A 17,385-nucleotide genomic window follows, 5' to 3' on the forward strand; every position below is an offset into this window, starting at 1 on the left:
GGATCGGACGGTCAACCGTTACGCTCGCCGTATCCAGACCGTTGGAGGAGTCAGACCTTGACCGTTCTTGAACCACGCCCGCACACCGTCGGGGTTCTCCTGGCCGGCGGGGTCGGCAGGCGGGTCGGGCTCGACACCCCCAAACAGCTCGTCGAGATCGCGGGCAGGTCGATCATCGAGCACACGCTGACCGTGTTCCAGGACGCCCCGGAGATCGACGAGATCCTCGTGCTGATGACGCCCGGCTTCACCGAGGACGTGGAGCGCGTCGTCGCGGCGGGGGGGTTCACGAAGGTCAGCCGGGTCCTTGAGGGCGGCGCCAGCCGTACCGAGACCACCTGGCGGGCGCTGCGGGCCCTTGAAGAGCACGAAGATCACGAAGAGCGCGAGTGCGACGTGCTGCTGCACGACGCCGTACGGCCGCTGCTCGAACCGCGCGTCATCACCGAGTGCGTCGAGGCGCTGCGGACCCACCGGGCCGTCGAGGTCGCGATCCCCACCTCCGACACGATCGTGGTCGTCGGGCGGGGACCGGACGGGGAGGTCGTCCGTGAGGTCCCGGACCGGGCGGCGCTGCGGCGCGTGCAGACCCCGCAGTGCTTCCGCCTGCCGGTGATCCGCGAGGCCTACGAGCGGGCGTTCGCCGATCCCGGCTTCGCCGACCGGCCGCCGACCGACGACTGCGGCGTCGTGCTGCGCTACCTGCCCGACGTGCCGATCCACGTCGTGCCCGGCAGCGAGCGCAACATGAAGGTCACCCACCCGGTCGACGTGTTCATCGCCGAGCGGCTGTTCCAGCTCGCCGCCGAGCGGGTGCCGGAGCAGCTGCCCGCCGCGTACGGCGCGGCGCTGAACGGCGGAACCGTGGTGATCTTCGGCGAGGGCGAGGGCGAGAGCGAAGGCGAAGGGGACGGGGTGGGCGCGGCGGTGGCCGAGCTGGCCGGACGGCACGGCGCCGCGGTGTTCTCCTTCCCCTGGACGCTGGTGAGCGACCCGCGCTCCGTCGAGGAGGCCCTGGCACGCGTGGCCAAGGAGAGCGGCGGGATCGACCACGTCGTCGGCGTGGTCGAGGCGCCGGCCGCCGGTGACCTGGGCAGGACCGGCGCCGCCCAGCTCGGTCCCGTCGTCGTCGCCGACGCCGCCCTGCCCCACCTGCGTGAGCGACGGGGTCACCTGCTGTTCCACTCCGCCGTGCCGTACCCCGGGGCGGGGCACGCCCTGCGGTCGGCCGCGCGGGCCTCGGTGGTCGCCCTGACCCGGGCGCTGGCCGTGGAGTGGGCGGCCGAGGGCGTGCGCGTCAGCTGCCTGGCCCCAGAACCGGCGGGACCCCTGACGGCACCGGCGCCCGAGCCGTCGCGTGCGGACGTCGCCCGCACGGTGGTCGACGTCCTCGTCTCCGGGGTGAGCCGTACGGCCCGCTGAGACTCCGGGGTGAGCCCCGCCGGGAACCTCAGCCCTTGGCGGGCTTGACCAGGCTGCGCGGGCTCGTCAGGAAGCCCCACCCCCACGACATGTGCATGGTCATGTAGACCAGCGGCAGTCTGAGCAGGGCGGAGGTCGGCAGTCCGCTCCCGGTGAGCGCGGACCCGGCGAGGATCGCCGCGAGGTAACCACCGGGCAGCAGCAGGCCGGGCCAGAAGAACGGCGAGACGACCAGCCCCAGGATGATGGCCAGCACCGCGGCGGGCGGCGCCAGGTAGCGCAGGTTGATCGTGCCCTCGTGGGTGCGGGCGACCACCCTGCGCCAGCGGCCGTAGTGGAAGTACTGCTTGGCCAGCGCCTTGACGCTCGGCCTCGGCCGGTAGGACACGCGCATCCTGGGCTGGAACCACACCAGGCCGCCCGTCTCGCGGATGCGGTGGTTCATCTCCCAGTCCTGCGCCCGCTGGAAGTGCTCGTCGTAGCCGCCGACGCGTTCGAGCGCCTCCCTGCGGAACACCCCGAGATAGACCGTGTCCGCGGGCCCGGCGGTTCCGCCGGTGTGGAACCTGGCCCCGCCGACGCCGATCTTGGAGGTCATGGCGCGGGCGACCGCCTGCTCGAAGGGCGTGACGCCCTCGGCCGCCATGACACCGCCGACGTTGTCGGCCCCGGTCTCCTCAAGGGTCTCGACCGCGACCTTGAGGTAGTCCTCGGGCAGCATGGCGTGGCCGTCGACCCGGGCGACGATGGCGTTGCGCGAGGCGGCGATGGCGGCGTTGAGGGCGTTGGGCGTGCGGCCCGTCGGGTTGGGGACCACGACCACCCGGGGGTCCTCCGCGGCGATCGCGTCCGCGACCTCCTGGGTGCGGTCCTTCGAGGGCCCGATCGCGAGCACGACCTCGATCGGGCCGTCGTAACGCTGCGACAGGACCTGGCGCACCGCCTCCCGCAGATGGCGCTCCTCGTTCAGCACCGGGATGACGATGGAGATGGGCGGCCAGACACGTGTCTCGGGAGACGACGCCGGCGCGGGCGAGTCGGGGAACTGCTTCATGGCGTCGCTCACGCTACTGTACGGACGGGTACCTCATCGACCCAGCAAGCCTAGGGGGCCACGCATGCGCGAGTCGGGAGAAGAGGACTCGGGGGTGCGGGTGGGCGGCGACGCCTACGGCAAGGTCCGAGTCGCCCCCCGGCGTGAGCGCAGGCCCGCCCGGGGTGCCCGGTCACGGCGGCGCGGCCTCATCCTGGCCGGCGCGCTCTCCTGCCTGGTCCTCGGCGGTTCCGGGACGACCTGGGCGTTCACCAACTACGTGGGCAGCCAGATCAAGTCGGTCGACGCGGGGGTGCCCGGCTCGCAGGCCACCGGCGCGATGAACATCCTGGTCGTCGGCGTGGACAAGCGCGACAACCTCACCCGCAAGCAGCAGAACGAGCTCAAGCTCGGCCGGGAGAGCGGGCAGCGCACCGACACCATGATGGTCCTGCACCTGTCGGAGGACCACACCCGCGTCACCGTGGTGAGCCTGCCCCGTGACACCTGGACGACGATCCCCGGCCAGGGCATGCGCAAGATCAACGCGGCCTACCAGCTCGGCGGGCCCAAGCTGGCCGTACGGACGGTGCAGAACGTCACCGGGCTGACCATCAACCACTACGTCGAGGTCAACGTGCTGGGCTTCATCCAGGTCGTCGACTCCCTGGGCGGCGTGGACGTCTGCACCCCCGTGGCCATCGACGACCCGAAGACCGGGTTGCAGCTCCAGGCGGGCAACTACTCCCTCGACGGCGCCAAGGCCCTGTCCTACGCCCGGACCCGGGCCACCGCCCGCTCCGACCTGGACCGCATCGACCGGCAGCAGCAGGTCATCTCGGCCCTGCTGCAGCGGGCGCTGAGCGGCGGCACGCTGGCCAATCCCGTCAGGCTCAGCGCGTTCGTCAACAGCACCCTCGGCACGCTCAGTGTCGACGACGCGCTCCGCAGGGACCTGCTCGGCCTGGCCGAACAGCTCAAGAACGTCTCGACCGACGACGTCTCCTTCGCTACGGTCCCGCTCGCCGACGTCGACTACAAGACGCCGACCGGTGAGTCGGCCGTGCTGTGGGACAAGGAGGCCGCGGCCGAGATGTTCCGCAGGATCGCCGCGGACGACCCGCTCACCAAGCCCGCCAAGCCCACGAACAGCCCCTCGGCGACCCCCTCCGTGAAACCTTCCGTAACCCCTTCTGTGAAGCCGTCCGCGAAGCCGTCGGCGACCCCGCTGACCGTGCCGCCGTCGCGGATCGCCGTCAAGGTGCTCAACGGAACCCTGATCAGGGGCCTGGGCGCGCGCACCAGGAACGACCTGATCAAGGCCGGGTTCCGGGTGCCGCAGCCCGCCGGGGACACCCGCGAGCGTGACCACGACAAGACCCTCATCCGGTACGGCCCCGGCCGCGAGGACTCCGCGCGCACCCTGGCCGCCGCGCTGCCGGGGGCCGAGGTGCGCGTGGTCGACGACCTCGGCGACCGGATCGAGGTGGTCGTCGGCCAGAAGTACCCGGGAGCCAGGAAGGTCACCGTCACGGCCCCCTCGGCTACCCCGGCTCCGGCCCCGAGCCCCTCGGCGAGCACGCTTCCCGAGGCGAAGACCGCGACCGAGAACATCTGCAAGAAGTGAGTCCGGCTCCTCCCAGGGCAGGAATCCGGTGAGGAGGTGATGGCCATGACGGTTCTTGAGGTCCGCAGATGGCGCAGGGGTCCCTGTGTCGTGGTCCACGCCGCGGGGGAACTGGACATGTCGGTCGCGCCGCGTCTCGACACGGAGATCGGCCGTGCCCTCGGCATGGTCGAACATCCCTGCCTGGTGCTCGATCTGACCGAGATCTCGTTCTGCGACTCGGTCGGCCTCGGTGTCCTGGTCGGCGCGCTCACCCGTGCCAGGGACGCCCAGGGCCGCCTCATCCTGGTCGTACGTCCCGGCATGGTCGCCCGCCTGCTGACCATGACCAATCTCGACAGGTACATCGAGACCCGGGGCAGCCTGCGGGAGGCTCTGTCCGTCGCCTGACCCCCGCGCGCCCGCGCGGGGGTCACGTACAACAGGGCGCGTGCCCGCGCGGGGGTAACGATCAGGGCACGCGGTAACCCGGTCGAGGGCCCAGGCACGTCGCCTAGACGTGGATTTGCTACGGCACGACGTCCAGGCCGCCACCGAACGGCGCATGGCCAGGATGATCGTCTACGCCAGGGCGGGCACCACGGCGTTCCTGCTCGTCCCGCTGGTCTCGTGGGACCGGCTCGCCCTTCCCTGGGCGGCGGCCTGCGTGGCGCTCCTGGCCGCCGTCGAGGCCGTGTGGTTCACGGCCAGGGCCTGGCACGGCACCCTGCACGACCCGCCGCTCGTCTGGGCCGACGTCCTGGTGAGCCTGGTCGTGATGACGATCGGCTCGCGCGCCGCTCTCCCCCACGAACGCAACGTCGTCCTGACGGCCCTGCTGCCCTTCTGCCTTGCCACCTCGGCGGTGCTGGGCTTCGGGTTCGGCTGGAACCGCAGGGCCGTGGCGGCGGTGGCCGTACTGGCCGTGGCGTGGACCGCCTCCATCTATCCCAACCTCACCCAGAAGCTGCTGTCCGACCTGCTGGGCTTCACGCTGTGGTTCCTGATCGCGGTACTGATCGGCAGGGAGCTGCGTGACCTGGCGGGCCAGACGGTGCTGGCGCAGCGACTGGCCGAGGAACGCCAGGAGCTCATCGCCGAGTACAAACGCCGCCAGGAGACGGCGCGTCAGCGCGAGTCGGCGCACCGGGCCATCCACGACGACCTGCTGCCGATCGTCGAACGGGTCGCGGGCAGCCCGTCCCTCGATCCGCCGACCGCCCGTGCCGCCCGCAGGGCCGCCCAGCGGGCCAGGCGGTTCATCACCGACGAGCACGCGACGGCGTTCGCCGACCTGATGGCCGAGGTGGCCGAGAGCGCCGCCGACCTGGGACTTGAGCTCACCCACGTGCTGCGCGTCCACCACGACCCTCCCCCCGAGGTCGGCGCGGCGCTCGCCTCCGCCGCCCGTGAGGCGCTGAACAACGTGGCCAGGCACGCGGGCAACCCGGACGGCGTGCACCTGTACGCCGAGGCGCACGACGACGGTGTGACCGTGGTCGTGCGCGACAGGGGCCGCGGCCTGCCCGAGGACCCCGTACGGCGGGGCGGCGGGATGTCGCGCAGCTTCGCCGCCGTCGAACGGCACGGCGGGAGCTGGACGATCGAGTGCCCCCCTGGCGGCGGCGCCAAGGTCGTCCTGCGCTGGCCCGGGGACCGGGGGTGAGCCGGGCACGGGTCGGGATCGTCGACGACCATCCGATCGTGTCCTACCCGCTGGCCGACGCCCTGCGCCGCGCCGGGCACACGGTGCTCGAACCGGTGACCGCCGTGGAGTGCCTGCCTGAGGGCGGCCCGGGGGACGTCGCCGTCTGTGACCACTCGCTTCCCGAGGGCCGTTCGGGTGCGGAGGCCGTCGCCCACCTGACCTCAAGGGGCTGGCGGGTGCTGGCCACCTCCGGGGTCGCGGGCCGTGCCCAGGTGCTCGACGTGGTCGCCGCCGGGGCCTGGGGATACGTGGAGAAGCGCTTCACCACCCACGCGGAGTACGTCCACGCCGTCGGCCTGGTCAGCGCGGGCCGTCACCACGTCTCCCCGCTGCTGGCCGCCCTCCTGCTCGACGACGCGGCGGCCCGCCCGCTGGGTGCGGGCGATCTTTCGGCCAGGCAGCGTACGGCGTTGCGCGCGCTGGCCGAGGGCGACGGCCACGAGGAGGTCCTCGCCGCCTTGGGAAACCTCTCGGGAAACGTCTCGGGGCCCGTCTCGGAGACCGTCTCGGGGACCGGTGAGGCAGAGCTTGAGGCCGCGCTCGCGGGGGCGTTCGCCCTGACGGCCCGCCGCCGCAGGATCAACCGCCTCTCCCCCCGTGAGCTGGACGTGGTCGCCGTCGTCGGCTGCCGGGGCCTGGGCCTGAAGGAGACCGCCAGGGAGCTGGGGATCAGGCCGGGTACCGTCGCCGACCACCTGGAGGCGGCCAAACGGAAGTACCTGGCCTCCCACCCCGGGGAGAGGGACCTCTCCCCCCGTGCCGCGGCGCTGCGCTGGGCGATGGAGCTGCGCCTGTGCTGATCCTCCCGTCTCCCCCTCCCCCGGTGGCATCCCCATGTTTGGGGATGGCGGCCCAAGGAGCGGCCATCCCAAAATCCCCTTGGGGGTCCGCCCTTTCCGTCAGGAGCACACCATGCGCACACGCGTCATCACGTCCACCCTTGCCGGTGCCGCACTGATCGCCGCGACACTCCCCACGACCGCCCACGCGGGCACGGCCACCGGCCGGTCGAGCACGGCCGTCAGTTACAGCGTCGTCATCTCGGGCACCGTCAGCGGCAGGAGTTTCCGGCGTTCGGCCACGCTCGTCCTGCGCAGCACCGTCACCCGGGTCACCACGAACGGGACCAACCCGGTCGACGTCTGCCTGAAGTCGGGCTTCCCCGCCGGAGCCCCGCAGGTCGGCGCCATCTGGTACGGCAGCAACTCGGCCTGTTTCGGCGGCACCGCGGCCCTCGACATGGCCTATGTCAGGACCAGCGGGAACACCGCGACCGTCTCCCCCGACAGCCGGATCAGCGCCTCGGGCTCGAACAACTTCACCGCGACCGGCACCCTCACCAGCTGCGTCTACTTCCCGACTGAGGGCGGCGCCTCCTACACCTTCCGCAACGACGGCACCGTCTCCGGACGGATCTCGATACGTGGCTTCGGGGGCTACCCCTGTGGCTACTCCACCTACACCGCGAACCTGTCCGGCCGCCGCTGAGACCGGCGATCTTCCCCTCCCCGAGGGGAAGATCCGCCCGGGTCCGGGTAAACCGCCGTCGCGTCTGCTCACCTGCCCGGCATCGCCGGGTTACTTGTTCCTCAACTCGTTGTCACAGGCCTCAGTCAGCTTGGAATCGTAGGTCATCCCTCCGACCCGAGGAGACCCATGTTCCGACGACTCGGCCTCTTCGTCACGACCGCACTCGTGGCGGCGCTGACGGCCACCCCCGCCGCCCCCGCCGCTGCCGCCGTACGGCCGGTGAGCGTCGTCGCCCATCGCGGGGCGTCGGCGTACGCGCCGGAGAACACCGTCGCGGCCTTCGAACTGGCGCGTGAGCAGCGCGCCGACCTGTTCGAGCTCGACGTCCAGGAGAGCAGGGACCACGAACTCGTCGTGGTGCACGACACCACCCTGAACCGCACCACCGACGTCGAGCGGGTCTTCCCCGGCCGGTCGCCGTGGCGGGTCGGGGACTTCACGCTGGCGGAGATCCGCAGGCTGGACGCGGGCTCGTGGTTCGCCGCGAAGTACCGGGACGAGCGGGTGCCCACCCTGGGTGAGGCGCTGCGCGCGATGGACGGCAGCGGCCTCGGCCTGTTGCTTGAGATCAAGGCGCCCAACCTGTATCCGGGCGTCGAGGAGCGCGTCGCCGGCGAGCTCCGCCGCAATCCGGCCTGGCTGGCCCCGGGACGGCTCGTCGTGCAGTCGTTCGACTGGGACTCGATGCGGACGTTCCACCGGATCATGCCCCAGGTCCCGATCGGCCTGCTCGGCACGCCTCCGGCCTCCCGGCTCGACGATCTGTCCAGGTTCGCCCGTCAGATCAATCCGACGTACGGCGATCTCACCCCCGGCTACGTCAGGAACGTCCACGACCGCCGCATGGAGGTGTTCACCTGGACCGTCGACGACCGGGAGGCCATGCGCCGGGTGATCTCCCAGGGGGTCGACGGCGTCATCACCAACCGGCCCGACGTGCTGCGCGAGGTGGTCTCCCGCGCCCAGCGCCGGGCCGTACCCCAGCTCAGGCGGCGTGGGGCCGCGCCCGGAGCGTCGCGAACAGCACGGCCAGCGTCGTGACGGAGGTCACGCAGATCGCCAGCGTCATGGACAGCGCGCTCGCGCCCGCCAGGGAGACCAGCGGCGGCACCACGGCGCCGAGCAGGAACTGCAGCACGCCCAGCATCGCCGAGGCCGTCCCGGCCCGTTCGCCGTGCGGCGTCATGGCCAGCGCGTTGGCGTTCGGCGTGGACATGCCGACACTCGCGACCGCCAGGAACAGGCCGGGCAGCAGGCCGTAGAGGCCCCAGCCCGCCAGCACCCCGGCGAGGGCGGCCACCGCCCCGACCAGACCGACGACGAGTCCCGAGCCCAGCATCCGGCGGGCGCCGTACCGGCCGACCAGGAGACCGTTGACGTTGCCGCCGAGGACGATGCCGACGGAGTTGACCGCGAAGATCGCCGAGAAGGTCTGCGCGGTCACCCCGTAGCCCTCCTGCAGCACGAACGGGCTGAGCGTGATGTAGAGGAAGAGCGAGCAGCCCGCCAGCGCCAGCAGCATCGCGTAGCCGACGAAGACCCGGTCGCGCACGAGCACCGTGAACTGCCGTCCCGTCTCGCGCAGCCCGCCGGTGTGCCGCGCCTGCTTCTCCAGCGTCTCCGGCAGGGTGAGCCCGGCCAGGAGCAGCAGCACGCCGATGACGGCGAGCGCGACGAACATGCCCCGCCAGTCGGTGAAGCGGGCGAGCTGGCCACCGGCGAGCGGGGCGACCACCGGCGCCAGGCCGCCGACCAGCATGAGCAGCGAGAACACCTTCGCCGCCTCGTCGCCGTCGAACAGGTCGCGGACCATCGCCCTGGCGATGACCAGCCCGGCCGCCCCGGCCAGTCCCTGGACCAGGCGGAAGCCGATCAGCGACCAGATCCCGGGGGCGAGCGCGCACAGCACCGACGCCACCGCGTACGTCGCGACCCCCAGCAGGAGCGGGCGGCGGCGGCCGATCCGGTCGCTGATGGGACCGGCCAGGAGCTGGCCGAGCGCCAGCCCGACCATGCACATCGACATGGTCATCTGGGCCAGGGCGTCGGTGGTCCGCAGTGCCCTGCCGAGCTCGGGCAGGACCGGCAGGTAGAGGTCCATCGACAGCGGGCCGAAGGCCGAGAGGGCGCCGAGCGTGACCAGCACCCGTACCCGCCGGAGCCCGGACAGCGCGGCGGGCCGTGCGGCGACCGTCATCGCGTCCGCCCGTCCTGGTGCCGTCCGTCCTGGCCGGGGGTGCCGACGTTCATGGATCTCCTTCTCGCGGGGTTCCGGTCCGTGCGGGAGCCGGCGGGGCGCTCGGGTCAGAACCAGTATCACGACGCCGATTTCCCTGATTCCCACCGGGTCCGGTCGTATACGACTTTTGCTGTGATGTCCTACATAGTGGGACCGTACGACTCGACGCGGGAGGGACATGTCGTGGCACGGGAACTGAGACTGGACGAGGCACGCGCGATGGCCGAGGCCGCGCTGGCCCGCGCCGCCCAGGAGGACCTGCGGGTCAGCGTCGCGGTGGTCGACGCCCTCGGCCGGGACGTCCTCGTCGTCCGCGGTGACGGCGCCACCTGGTTCACCCCCGAGGTCGCCCGTTGCAAGGCCCGTACGGCCGCCGCCTTCCGCCGCGACAGCGCCGGCCTGACCGGGCTCAGGGAGAACTACCCCGACGTGTTCGACCTGGCAGGCGACCAGCTGCCCTTCCGCCCGACCACCCTGGCCGGTGGTCTCCTCCTCGAACACGACGGCGATCCCGTCGGCGCCATAGGCGTGAGCGGCGCCACCCCCGCCCAGGATGTCCTGTGCGCCGAGGCAGGTGTGATCGCCTTCCCCACCCGCTGACGCGGGAGAGACCCGTGTTCGGATCGATGGTGCGTTTCACGTGCGAGGACCAGGCGGGCGCCGACGGTTCGACCGGTTGACCGCCCGGACCGTGGCGAAGGTCCGGGAGAGCGAACCCGACACGCCGATCTACACCACGCACACGGTCGAGGGGCGGCCGCCCCAGCGGATCTTCCACGAGCCGTACCGTGACCGCGCCGCCTTCGAGGCGCACCGCGAGCTTGAGCACGTCAAGCGTTTCGCGGCCCGCTGTGACGACCTGTCGGTCTCCTTCGAGGTCGACTTCCTCAACCTGCGGAAGATCGGGACGACGGCCTGAGCCGTTTCCCGGCGCCGAGGAGATCCGCCCACGCCTCCCGGGCTCACCGGTGAGGTGATGAGCCCTCCGCCGCGACCGGCAGGGGCGTGGAGTCGGCCGACGGCCGAGGGTCGGCCAGGTCATGGGCGGAACGGATCAGCCAGACCATGCCCAGGGCGTCGACGACCGTCAGTGCGTCGCGGACGGCCTCCCCTCCCGCGAGCAGCCCGGCCAGCGGCCAGAGAACGGGCAGCAGCAGGGCGGCGATGCCGTACTGGACGGTGGCCGTCCGCCAGCGGCCGTCCATCCACTGCGCCCGCAGCACCAGCACCGTCCAGACCAGGGTCGCCAGGGCGCAGATCAGGTTCAGCTGACCGGGCGTGTCCCGGCCGAGGAGGGCGAGCACCTCGGAGACGGCGACGCCCCCGTACGCCAGGACGCCCACGGCCCCCGTGCGGTCGGCGCCCTTCACACCGCGTGTCAGCACCGGCCGGAACAGCAGCACGACCACCACCATCAGCAGGGAGTCGAGCACCGTCACCCACCAGGGCCACGACGGCACGGCGAAGTAGAGCAACCAGGTCGCCGCGGACGCGTACAGCGCCGCCCTCAGCCGCCGTTCGTCCCGGTCCAGGGTGGGCGACGGCCCCGCCAGCGGCCCGCGAAGGCACTGCCACAGCGCCCAGGCCCACAGCGCTCCGGCCAGGACCAGGACGATCACGTTCGGCCACGTCACCGCCGCGCCCGCGTCCGCCTCGGTGAACACCGTCAGCCACCACAGCACACCGAGATCACCGGTGACCCACGCGGCCCCGGCGGCGACCGCCACCGCGACGAGGTAGACGCCCATGACGAGCAGGGCGGGAACACCGAAACGATGACGACGTAACATGCGGCTCTTCCCGGGGGTCAAGATCGAAGGGGGTCAAGATCGAAGGCCCCACCCTAGCGAGTCGCCGCTCCGAGACCGACCACGCACTCTCCCCGACGGCCCCGCCCGTGCCCGTCACCGTGAAAACGCCTCGGCCGACCGGCGACCAGGCCCGGTATTCCACGGAACGGGAAACACCCTCCGGCCGGGTCCGCCGCCTTCTTCCACATCCCCTTTTATGTGGAAATAAGCAGACAAATAAACGACGACACAACCACCGCGCCATTCTGACCGGCCAGGACACAATTCAATGCCCACCTGATTCACAACACACACCGCCTTGACGAAGCGCGGCAAAAACATACTGTTATTACAGCCGCTCTCTTTAATTGACCACTCTCCAAATCAAGTTCGAGTGGTTCCAAAACCAGAACGGCGCTACGGGAGGCATTATGGTGAAGATCAGATGGGTCGCGGGGGCGGTGCTCACAGCCGGACTCGTGATTCCGACCGCCAACGCGGTCGCGGTCAGCTCCTACGGCGGCGGCGCCCACGCCTGGGCGCCCGCACAGGGCAACCCGGGGAAGATCGCGGTCAAGGACAACAGCGACGACGGTGACCCGGTCAAGGCCGAGTACTACCGGCAGAGCAGCCCGGGGACCAAGCGGACCCTCTGGAACCACAGCGGCTACAGAAGAACCGTCTACTCCGGGAGCGGCTCGAAGATCATCAAGCTTCGCGCCATCGACGAGAACAACCACGCCCCCGACGACGTCGGGCCCTGGGTCTCCCCCTGACCCGAAGTCCATCACCTGGCCGGGCCGACACCGTCGACCCGGCCTTCGTCCTGACGCCCGGAACCGACGACGGGAGGCAAGTGCGTTCCCATGGCGTACCGCGAAGCCGTACGAGCCCCGGAGACCTGGGGTCCGGTCCCGTGACGGGCCGGTGGGCCCTCCTGGCCGCCTCGTGCGTGCTGGCCGTGGTCATGTCGGCCATGGTGCTCGCGGTCGCGACATACGAGGGGCGCGCGGCCAGGGATCGGGCGCGCGGCCCGGTCATCGCCGAGACGGCACGGGACGCCGTCGCCTGGTGGGCGTCGAGATTCGACGCGGTGGGGGGCCTGCAGCACAGCGTGGTGTTCGTGGAACCGCTGGACGCCTCGGCGCCGCCGCCTCCCGGGCTGACCCGGTGGCCCGCGCCGGGAGAGGCGATGCTCTCCCCGGAACTGCTGAGACGCGGGGCCACGGAGGAGGTCCGGACCCGCTACGGGCGCTTCGGCGGGCTCATCGGGCCGGAGGGGCTCCTGTCGCCCTCGGAGCGGCTCGCCTACGTTCGCCCGCCCACTTCCCCGAACGCGGTGGAACGCGAATCATGGTTGCCGATCACCGGGTTCGGACGGCCCTTCCCGCTGGTCGAGACGCTGGACCAGCGTGACCTGTCCGAGGTGCTGCTCGCGCTCGGGACGTTCACGCTGGTGCCCGCCCTGGCGCTCATGACGGTCGCCGCCCGACGCGCCCCGCGGACCGGGAACCGTACCGGACCACGGTGGCGCCCGCGGACCCGATCGCGTCGGAGCGAGCGGGCCGGACCACGGTGGCGCCGGGCGTTGACGGGGCTCGGCGAGGAGGTTGCGCCGCTCGTGATCGGCAGCGTGGCGGGAGGTCTCGTGCTCGTCCTGGCCGCGTGCGTCGATCTGCCCGTGCCGGCCACCGGCTACGTGCTGAACTCCGCCGACGTCCGCGCCGCCTGGCCTCTCGGCTGCGCGGCGATCCTCACGAGCCTCACCACCGGGCTCGTCCTCGTGGCCGCCCCGCGCCGGACGGAGCAAAAGACCTCCAAGGTGGAAGCGGACCACGAGACGGCACAGAAAGGAGACCGAGAGGCGGAAAGGGGGCCCGGCACCCCGCCGTACTCCGTTCCGAAACGGCGCCTCGTGGCGTGCCCTCTCGCGGCCGGGACCGTCGCCCTCAGCCAGTACTTCCCTCCGGCCGGGAAACTGATCACCTTCGCCGTGGGCACGGCCGGCATGTGGGTTCTGCTGCCCTCGGCGGCCACCGCGCTCGCCGTGTCCGGGGGCCGCGAACTCGCCAGGCGCGGCGCGGACTCGGGGCGCCCCGGACTCCTCACCGGCGGTCTGCGGCTCGCGGCGCGGCCCGCCCCGTTCGTGCGCCTGTTCACGGCGTTGGTCGTCCTGCTGGGGGTCCTGACCCTCATCCAGATCTGGGAGGGACGGATCGGAGACACGGCGAGAGCGGCCCTGACGACGGAGCGGCGCATCGGTGACACCCTCCTGGTCGTGCGTACGGCGGGGCGCCCGGACCTGGAGAGGTTCTCCCGGGCCCTTCCCCGCACGTCGGCGCTCGCGGTGCTGACGATCGGTGAGGACGGCAGGCTCGCGACGCTCGTCGGGCCGTGCCGGACGCTCCGGATGCTGAAACTGCCGTGCACCGGCGCGCTGGTCCCCGGGAACCACGAGGACGACAGGCTGAAGGAGCTCCGGAGCTGGTACGGCATCCGGACGCTGACCGGCCAGGTCGGCCGGGGCCGTACCGAACGGACCAGGAACCTGGTCGTGGTCGTCAGCGACACCAGGGGGCAGTACCCACGGGTCGCCCGCGCGGCCTACGCGACGCTGCCCGTGCTGGAGACCACGGCCCCGGGCGGCGGCTGGATCGACGGGGCGGTCCGGCGGACCGGGCTGGGGACGTGGCTGACACTGCTCGGCCTCGTGGGAGTGTTCGCGCTGCTCCAGGCCGCCTGGATCGGCTTCGCCGAAGACCGCGACGCCTCCGGGCCGGCCGCCTGGTGGCACCTGACGGTCCCCCTGCTCGCCATGACCGCCCTGGTGATCGTCATCACCGCCTGGCACGGCCTGTTCCTCATCTCCATCACGGCAGGAGGCACCCTCCCCTGGCCCGTGCTGACCACGACGGCCGCGGCCTGCGCCCTCCTCGCAATCGCCCTGGGGCCCTTCCACCAGCGGAGCCGCGGCCCTGAATTCAGATGAGCCGGATCCGGCAGAGGCCGCCCGTCATTCGGCGATGACCGGTTCGAAAGCCGCCTGCTTCAGGAAAGCGATCAGGCACCTGCTCCGAACCGTGAAAACCCCTCGGTCACAGTCACCCGGAACATGATCGTTCGATGATTTCTCCGGAGACCGGCGGTCATTCCTTCTTGGAGTCCGTGGCGGTGGAATCGTCGTAAGAAAGCCCCTCGAACAGCGGCCAAAGCGGGCTGTTCTCGTCAATCTCGACGCGCTGGTCCTTGTCGATGACCTTAGCGTTCGACGTGTCGTCCTTCCCTGCCGGTGTGACCACCGATTGTCTCGCCTTCCCCGGATCGTCGCGGTCGGCCATATGGTCTCCGGTTGTGAGCAGCAATGCGACGCCCAGAACGAACATCTGCCGGTAGCACCATGTCCGTTTCTTCTCCCCCGGCATGTCGCGGACCGGACCGGTCACAACCCGGTGTCCTCCCAGTACGGGGTGTGCGTTTCGATGTCCTCCGGCACGTGAATCCGCCCGTTCGACAGGACAAGTGGCGCGATCTCAACGCTCTCGTGGAAGCGCAGGTAACCGACGAAGAATCCGGCGCCGCCGGCATGTGCGTCAACCGAACACCGGCCAAACCAGTCCAGCAATGTCCGGAGCCGGTAGAAGTCGTCGGGATGGAGTTCCTGGCGTACCGTCAGCACCCAGCCGTCCGATCGCTCTCGCGCGACCAACTCGGCGACGAGCGCGCCCCCCACCCACCGGGCAGCGCCCCGCTGCGCGAACACGGGCTCCGCCTCCGCGTTCTCCCATTCGCAATCGGGGTCATCGGGATCACCGAGCGGATAGGTTTCCACGTATCTGTCGGAGCCGATCGGCAGCCGCTCAGGCCGTGGCCCCTCCCCCACATGCCACCGCAGCTCGGCGAGCTCGTCGTCGGTCACGTCAGCGCGAATGTCCGCCGAAAGCACGAGTTCGTAGACATCTCCCATCGGCACACCGTACCGTCACAACACCCCGAAAGATCGTTCTGTGAGGAGTTCACAGCTGTGGTCACCGATCTTCAGCAGGGTTCGGAGACTTCCAAAAAAAGCCCTCCACGATATGACCGGATTCCATCAGCGGTTATCGTGTCAGGACCCGTTTGTGGTAGCTCTCAATGTCCCGGACCTCGACGGTGACCTGGGTGTTCAGTCCCGTCCCGGGCCTGAGGTGGTCGCACAGCGTCGCAAGGGTCAGATCTCCCAGACGAGCTTTGACCTCCGGATCGCGCCCGGGCAGGATCGCCAGATCTACGTGGACCATCGCCTCGGTGGCGGCACCGCCACCGATGACCGCTTCGGCGATCGAACGAAAGCGTGTTTTGAAATCCGGCAGGGCACTGCCGATCAACTCGGCCGCGGCCGGATGAAGTACCGACGCGAATCCGCGCCGGTCGAACGCCTCAGCGAGGGATGCGGAGTACTCGACAACGATCTGTGGCATGCCACTCATTGTGGAAGCCGTCCGCACCATGACCAAGCCGGTTTCCCGGTTCGAAGAAGAATGAAGGTTCGGTACCGGCCGGACAGAGTCTCGTGCACCCACACCCCGGAACATCTGGGGAGGCCGGATTCCTCGGGGTCCCCCGGGACGACCGTTCCGGTGACCTTGTCCATCGTGACGACCCCCGCTCCGTGAGACACGGGGCTCTCCCCGTTCCGTCCCCGCACCGCGTCTCACGGAACGGGGACGGAACAGAGCCTCATGGAGGCCACGAAAACCGGCGGACGGTTCTCAACGACCTACTTCAGCAGCTGCCTGGCCATGACCAGGCGCTGGATCTGGTTGGTGCCCTCGTAGATCTGGGTGATCTTGGCGTCGCGCATCATGCGCTCCACCGGGTAGTCGCTGGTGTAGCCGTACCCGCCGAGGAGCTGGACCGCGTCGGTGGTGATCTCCATGGCCGCGTCGGAGGCGGCGCACTTGGCGGCGCTGGAGATGAAGGTGAGGTCCTTCTGCGGCTTGCCGTGCATGGCCAGTTCGGACTTGGCGGCGGCGGCGTAGGTGAGCTGCCTGGCCGCCTCCAGCTTCATCGCCATGTCAGCGATCATGAACTGGAGTCCCTGGAAGTCGGCGACGGGCCTGCCGAACTGCTTGCGCTCCTTGACGTAGCCGATCGCGTAGTCCAGCGCCCCCTGGGCGATGCCGAGCGCCTGGGCGGCGATCGTGACGCGGGTGTGGTCCAGGGTGGCCAGCGCGGTCTTGAAGCCGGTGCCCGGGGCGCCGATCATGCGGGAGGCCGGGATGCGGACGTCCTCAAGGATGACCTGACGGGTCGGGGAGGCCCGGATGCCGAGCTTGCGCTCCTTGGCCCCGAAGCTGACGCCCTCGTCCGACTTCTCCACGACGAAGGCGGAGATGCCCTTGGCGCCCACGCCCGGCTCGGTCACGGCCATCACCGTGTAGTACTCGGAGACCCCGGCGTTGGTGATCCACATCTTCGCGCCGTTGAGCACGTAGTGGTCGCCGTCGGCCACGGCTCGGGTCTTCATCGCCGCGGCGTCGCTGCCCGCCTCCGCCTCGGACAGGGCGTAGGAGAACATCGCCTCGCCCCGCGCGACCGGCGGCAGGTAACGCTGCTTGAGTTCCTCGGAGGCCGACAGCAGCAGCGGGACGGTGCCCAGCTTGTTGACCGCGGGGATCAGCGAGGACGAGGCGCACGCCCGCGCCACCTCCTCGATGACGACGACGGCCGCGAGCGCGTCCGCCCCGGCGCCGCCGTACTCCTCCGGGACGTGTACGGCGTGCAGGTCGGCCGCGACGAGTGCCTTGTAGACGTCCCAGGGGAACTCCCCTGTCTCGTCGGCTTCGGCGGCCCGCGGAGCGATCTTCTCGTCGGCCAGGGCACGGACGGTCTCCCGGAGCATCTGGTGCTCTTCGGGCAGCTCGTAGAGAGGGAAGCTCATGGAGAAATACTAGGACGTCCAACAAAATATGGACCGCTCCAGGGTGGTAGATCAGTGCAGCCAGATGTTTGTGCAGGTGGCGTGAGAGTACAGACAAGTGGATACCGCTACTCTGACGGCACAGAATCGGGCAGAAA

General features: G+C 70.6%; 18 protein-coding genes. 11 read left to right on the forward strand and 7 right to left on the reverse strand.

All coding sequences use genetic code 11. The features are described from left to right. Positions 1-57: 57 nt before the first annotated feature. Positions 58-1,422: an SDR family oxidoreductase gene (locus ABZ470_RS05800; RefSeq protein ID WP_362910230.1), complete on the forward strand. Its 1,365-nt coding sequence runs from the start codon at positions 58-60 to the stop codon at positions 1,420-1,422. Between the two features lie 28 nt (positions 1,423-1,450). On the opposite strand, the gene ABZ470_RS05805 is transcribed toward ABZ470_RS05800, so the two are convergent. Then, entirely contained in the window at positions 1,451-2,476 is a 1,026-nt protein-coding gene (locus tag ABZ470_RS05805; protein WP_362910360.1) for a glycosyltransferase, read from the reverse strand. Between the two features lie 64 nt (positions 2,477-2,540). On the opposite strand from ABZ470_RS05805, the gene ABZ470_RS05810 reads away from it, so the two are divergent. The 6 genes from ABZ470_RS05810 (at position 2,541) to ABZ470_RS05835 (ending at position 8,340) form a co-directional block, all read left to right on the forward strand. Further along, on the forward strand, positions 2,541-4,082 hold the full coding sequence (locus ABZ470_RS05810) for an LCP family protein (RefSeq protein ID WP_362910232.1): 1,542 nt from the start codon (positions 2,541-2,543) through the stop codon (positions 4,080-4,082). Positions 4,083-4,127: 45 nt separating this feature from the next. Then, complete coding sequence (locus ABZ470_RS05815) at positions 4,128-4,472, forward strand: STAS domain-containing protein (RefSeq protein ID WP_352009951.1); 345 nt, start codon at positions 4,128-4,130, stop codon at positions 4,470-4,472. Positions 4,473-4,581: 109 nt separating this feature from the next. After that, positions 4,582-5,727, forward strand: coding sequence for an ATP-binding protein (locus tag ABZ470_RS05820; RefSeq protein WP_362910234.1), 1,146 nt, complete (start codon positions 4,582-4,584; stop codon positions 5,725-5,727). Continuing rightward, positions 5,724-6,569 carry a response regulator gene (locus ABZ470_RS05825; protein ID WP_362910236.1) on the forward strand — a complete coding sequence of 282 codons (846 nt, stop codon included), beginning with the start codon at positions 5,724-5,726 and terminating at the stop codon, positions 6,567-6,569. The genes ABZ470_RS05820 and ABZ470_RS05825 overlap by 4 nt, the downstream gene beginning before the upstream one ends. Positions 6,570-6,681: 112 nt before the next feature. Further along, positions 6,682-7,257, forward strand: a complete 576-nt coding sequence (locus ABZ470_RS05830; protein ID WP_352009954.1) for a hypothetical protein — start codon at positions 6,682-6,684, stop codon at positions 7,255-7,257. A gap of 168 nt (positions 7,258-7,425) precedes the next feature. Beyond that, positions 7,426-8,340, forward strand: a complete 915-nt coding sequence (locus ABZ470_RS05835) for a glycerophosphodiester phosphodiesterase family protein (RefSeq protein ID WP_362910238.1) — start codon at positions 7,426-7,428, stop codon at positions 8,338-8,340. Here the strand turns inward: ABZ470_RS05835 and ABZ470_RS05840 are convergent. Beyond that, a complete protein-coding gene (locus ABZ470_RS05840) occupies positions 8,285-9,496 on the reverse strand; it encodes a multidrug effflux MFS transporter (protein WP_362910240.1) in 1,212 nt (403 codons plus the stop codon). The two genes, ABZ470_RS05835 and ABZ470_RS05840, sit on opposite strands and share 56 nt — an antisense overlap. Positions 9,497-9,673: 177 nt before the next feature. Between ABZ470_RS05840 and ABZ470_RS05845 the strand changes: the two genes are divergently transcribed. Both ABZ470_RS05845 and ABZ470_RS05850 read left to right on the forward strand, forming a co-directional pair. Then, positions 9,674-10,138, forward strand: a complete 465-nt coding sequence (locus ABZ470_RS05845) for a heme-binding protein (RefSeq protein WP_362910242.1) — start codon at positions 9,674-9,676, stop codon at positions 10,136-10,138. Between the two features lie 76 nt (positions 10,139-10,214). Continuing rightward, a complete protein-coding gene (locus ABZ470_RS05850) occupies positions 10,215-10,457 on the forward strand; it encodes an antibiotic biosynthesis monooxygenase (protein ID WP_362910244.1) in 243 nt (80 codons plus the stop codon). 43 nt (positions 10,458-10,500) lie between these two features. Here the strand turns inward: ABZ470_RS05850 and ABZ470_RS05855 are convergent, their stop codons facing one another. Continuing rightward, positions 10,501-11,328, reverse strand: coding sequence for a hypothetical protein (locus ABZ470_RS05855; protein WP_362910246.1), 828 nt, complete (start codon positions 11,326-11,328; stop codon positions 10,501-10,503). A 431-nt stretch (positions 11,329-11,759) separates the two neighbouring features. Between ABZ470_RS05855 and ABZ470_RS05860 the strand changes: the two genes are divergently transcribed. Both ABZ470_RS05860 and ABZ470_RS05865 read left to right on the forward strand, forming a co-directional pair. After that, positions 11,760-12,104: a hypothetical protein gene (locus ABZ470_RS05860; protein WP_352009960.1), complete on the forward strand. Its 345-nt coding sequence runs from the start codon at positions 11,760-11,762 to the stop codon at positions 12,102-12,104. A gap of 140 nt (positions 12,105-12,244) precedes the next feature. Beyond that, positions 12,245-14,317, forward strand: coding sequence for a hypothetical protein (locus tag ABZ470_RS05865; protein ID WP_362910248.1), 2,073 nt, complete (start codon positions 12,245-12,247; stop codon positions 14,315-14,317). 157 nt (positions 14,318-14,474) lie between these two features. On the opposite strand, the gene ABZ470_RS05870 is transcribed toward ABZ470_RS05865, so the two are convergent. The 4 genes from ABZ470_RS05870 to ABZ470_RS05885 all read right to left on the reverse strand — a co-directional run bounded on the left by ABZ470_RS05870 (position 14,475) and on the right by ABZ470_RS05885 (position 17,248). Next, positions 14,475-14,771, reverse strand: coding sequence for a hypothetical protein (locus ABZ470_RS05870; protein ID WP_362910250.1), 297 nt, complete (start codon positions 14,769-14,771; stop codon positions 14,475-14,477). After that, positions 14,768-15,292, reverse strand: coding sequence for a hypothetical protein (locus tag ABZ470_RS05875; protein WP_362910252.1), 525 nt, complete (start codon positions 15,290-15,292; stop codon positions 14,768-14,770). The genes ABZ470_RS05870 and ABZ470_RS05875 overlap by 4 nt, the downstream gene beginning before the upstream one ends. Before the next feature lie 133 nt (positions 15,293-15,425). After that, complete coding sequence (locus ABZ470_RS05880) at positions 15,426-15,785, reverse strand: hypothetical protein (protein WP_362910254.1); 360 nt, start codon at positions 15,783-15,785, stop codon at positions 15,426-15,428. Positions 15,786-16,084: 299 nt separating this feature from the next. Then, positions 16,085-17,248, reverse strand: coding sequence for an acyl-CoA dehydrogenase family protein (locus ABZ470_RS05885; protein ID WP_362772661.1), 1,164 nt, complete (start codon positions 17,246-17,248; stop codon positions 16,085-16,087). Positions 17,249-17,385: the final 137 nt, after the last annotated feature.

Source organism: Streptosporangium sp. NPDC020072 (genome assembly GCF_040631445.1).
In the GTDB taxonomy this organism is placed as follows: Bacteria; Actinomycetota; Actinomycetes; order Streptosporangiales; family Streptosporangiaceae; genus Streptosporangium.

Bases quoted from the DNA above. Each gene is read 5' to 3' on its own strand.
- ABZ470_RS05805 (WP_362910360.1), bottom strand. From the start codon at position 2,476: ATGAAGCAGTTCCCCGACTCGCCCGCGCCGGCGTCGTCTCCCGAGACA.
- ABZ470_RS05810 (WP_362910232.1), top strand. From the start codon at position 2,541: ATGCGCGAGTCGGGAGAAGAGGACTCGGGGGTGCGGGTGGGCGGCGAC.
- ABZ470_RS05815 (WP_352009951.1), top strand. From the start codon at position 4,128: ATGACGGTTCTTGAGGTCCGCAGATGGCGCAGGGGTCCCTGTGTCGTG.
- ABZ470_RS05830 (WP_352009954.1), top strand. From the start codon at position 6,682: ATGCGCACACGCGTCATCACGTCCACCCTTGCCGGTGCCGCACTGATC.
- ABZ470_RS05835 (WP_362910238.1), top strand. From the start codon at position 7,426: ATGTTCCGACGACTCGGCCTCTTCGTCACGACCGCACTCGTGGCGGCG.
- ABZ470_RS05840 (WP_362910240.1), bottom strand. From the start codon at position 9,496: ATGACGGTCGCCGCACGGCCCGCCGCGCTGTCCGGGCTCCGGCGGGTA.
- ABZ470_RS05845 (WP_362910242.1), top strand. From the start codon at position 9,674: ATGTCCTACATAGTGGGACCGTACGACTCGACGCGGGAGGGACATGTC.
- ABZ470_RS05855 (WP_362910246.1), bottom strand. From the start codon at position 11,328: ATGTTACGTCGTCATCGTTTCGGTGTTCCCGCCCTGCTCGTCATGGGC.
- ABZ470_RS05860 (WP_352009960.1), top strand. From the start codon at position 11,760: ATGGTGAAGATCAGATGGGTCGCGGGGGCGGTGCTCACAGCCGGACTC.
- ABZ470_RS05875 (WP_362910252.1), bottom strand. From the start codon at position 15,292: ATGGGAGATGTCTACGAACTCGTGCTTTCGGCGGACATTCGCGCTGAC.
- ABZ470_RS05880 (WP_362910254.1), bottom strand. From the start codon at position 15,785: ATGCCACAGATCGTTGTCGAGTACTCCGCATCCCTCGCTGAGGCGTTC.
- ABZ470_RS05885 (WP_362772661.1), bottom strand. From the start codon at position 17,248: ATGAGCTTCCCTCTCTACGAGCTGCCCGAAGAGCACCAGATGCTCCGG.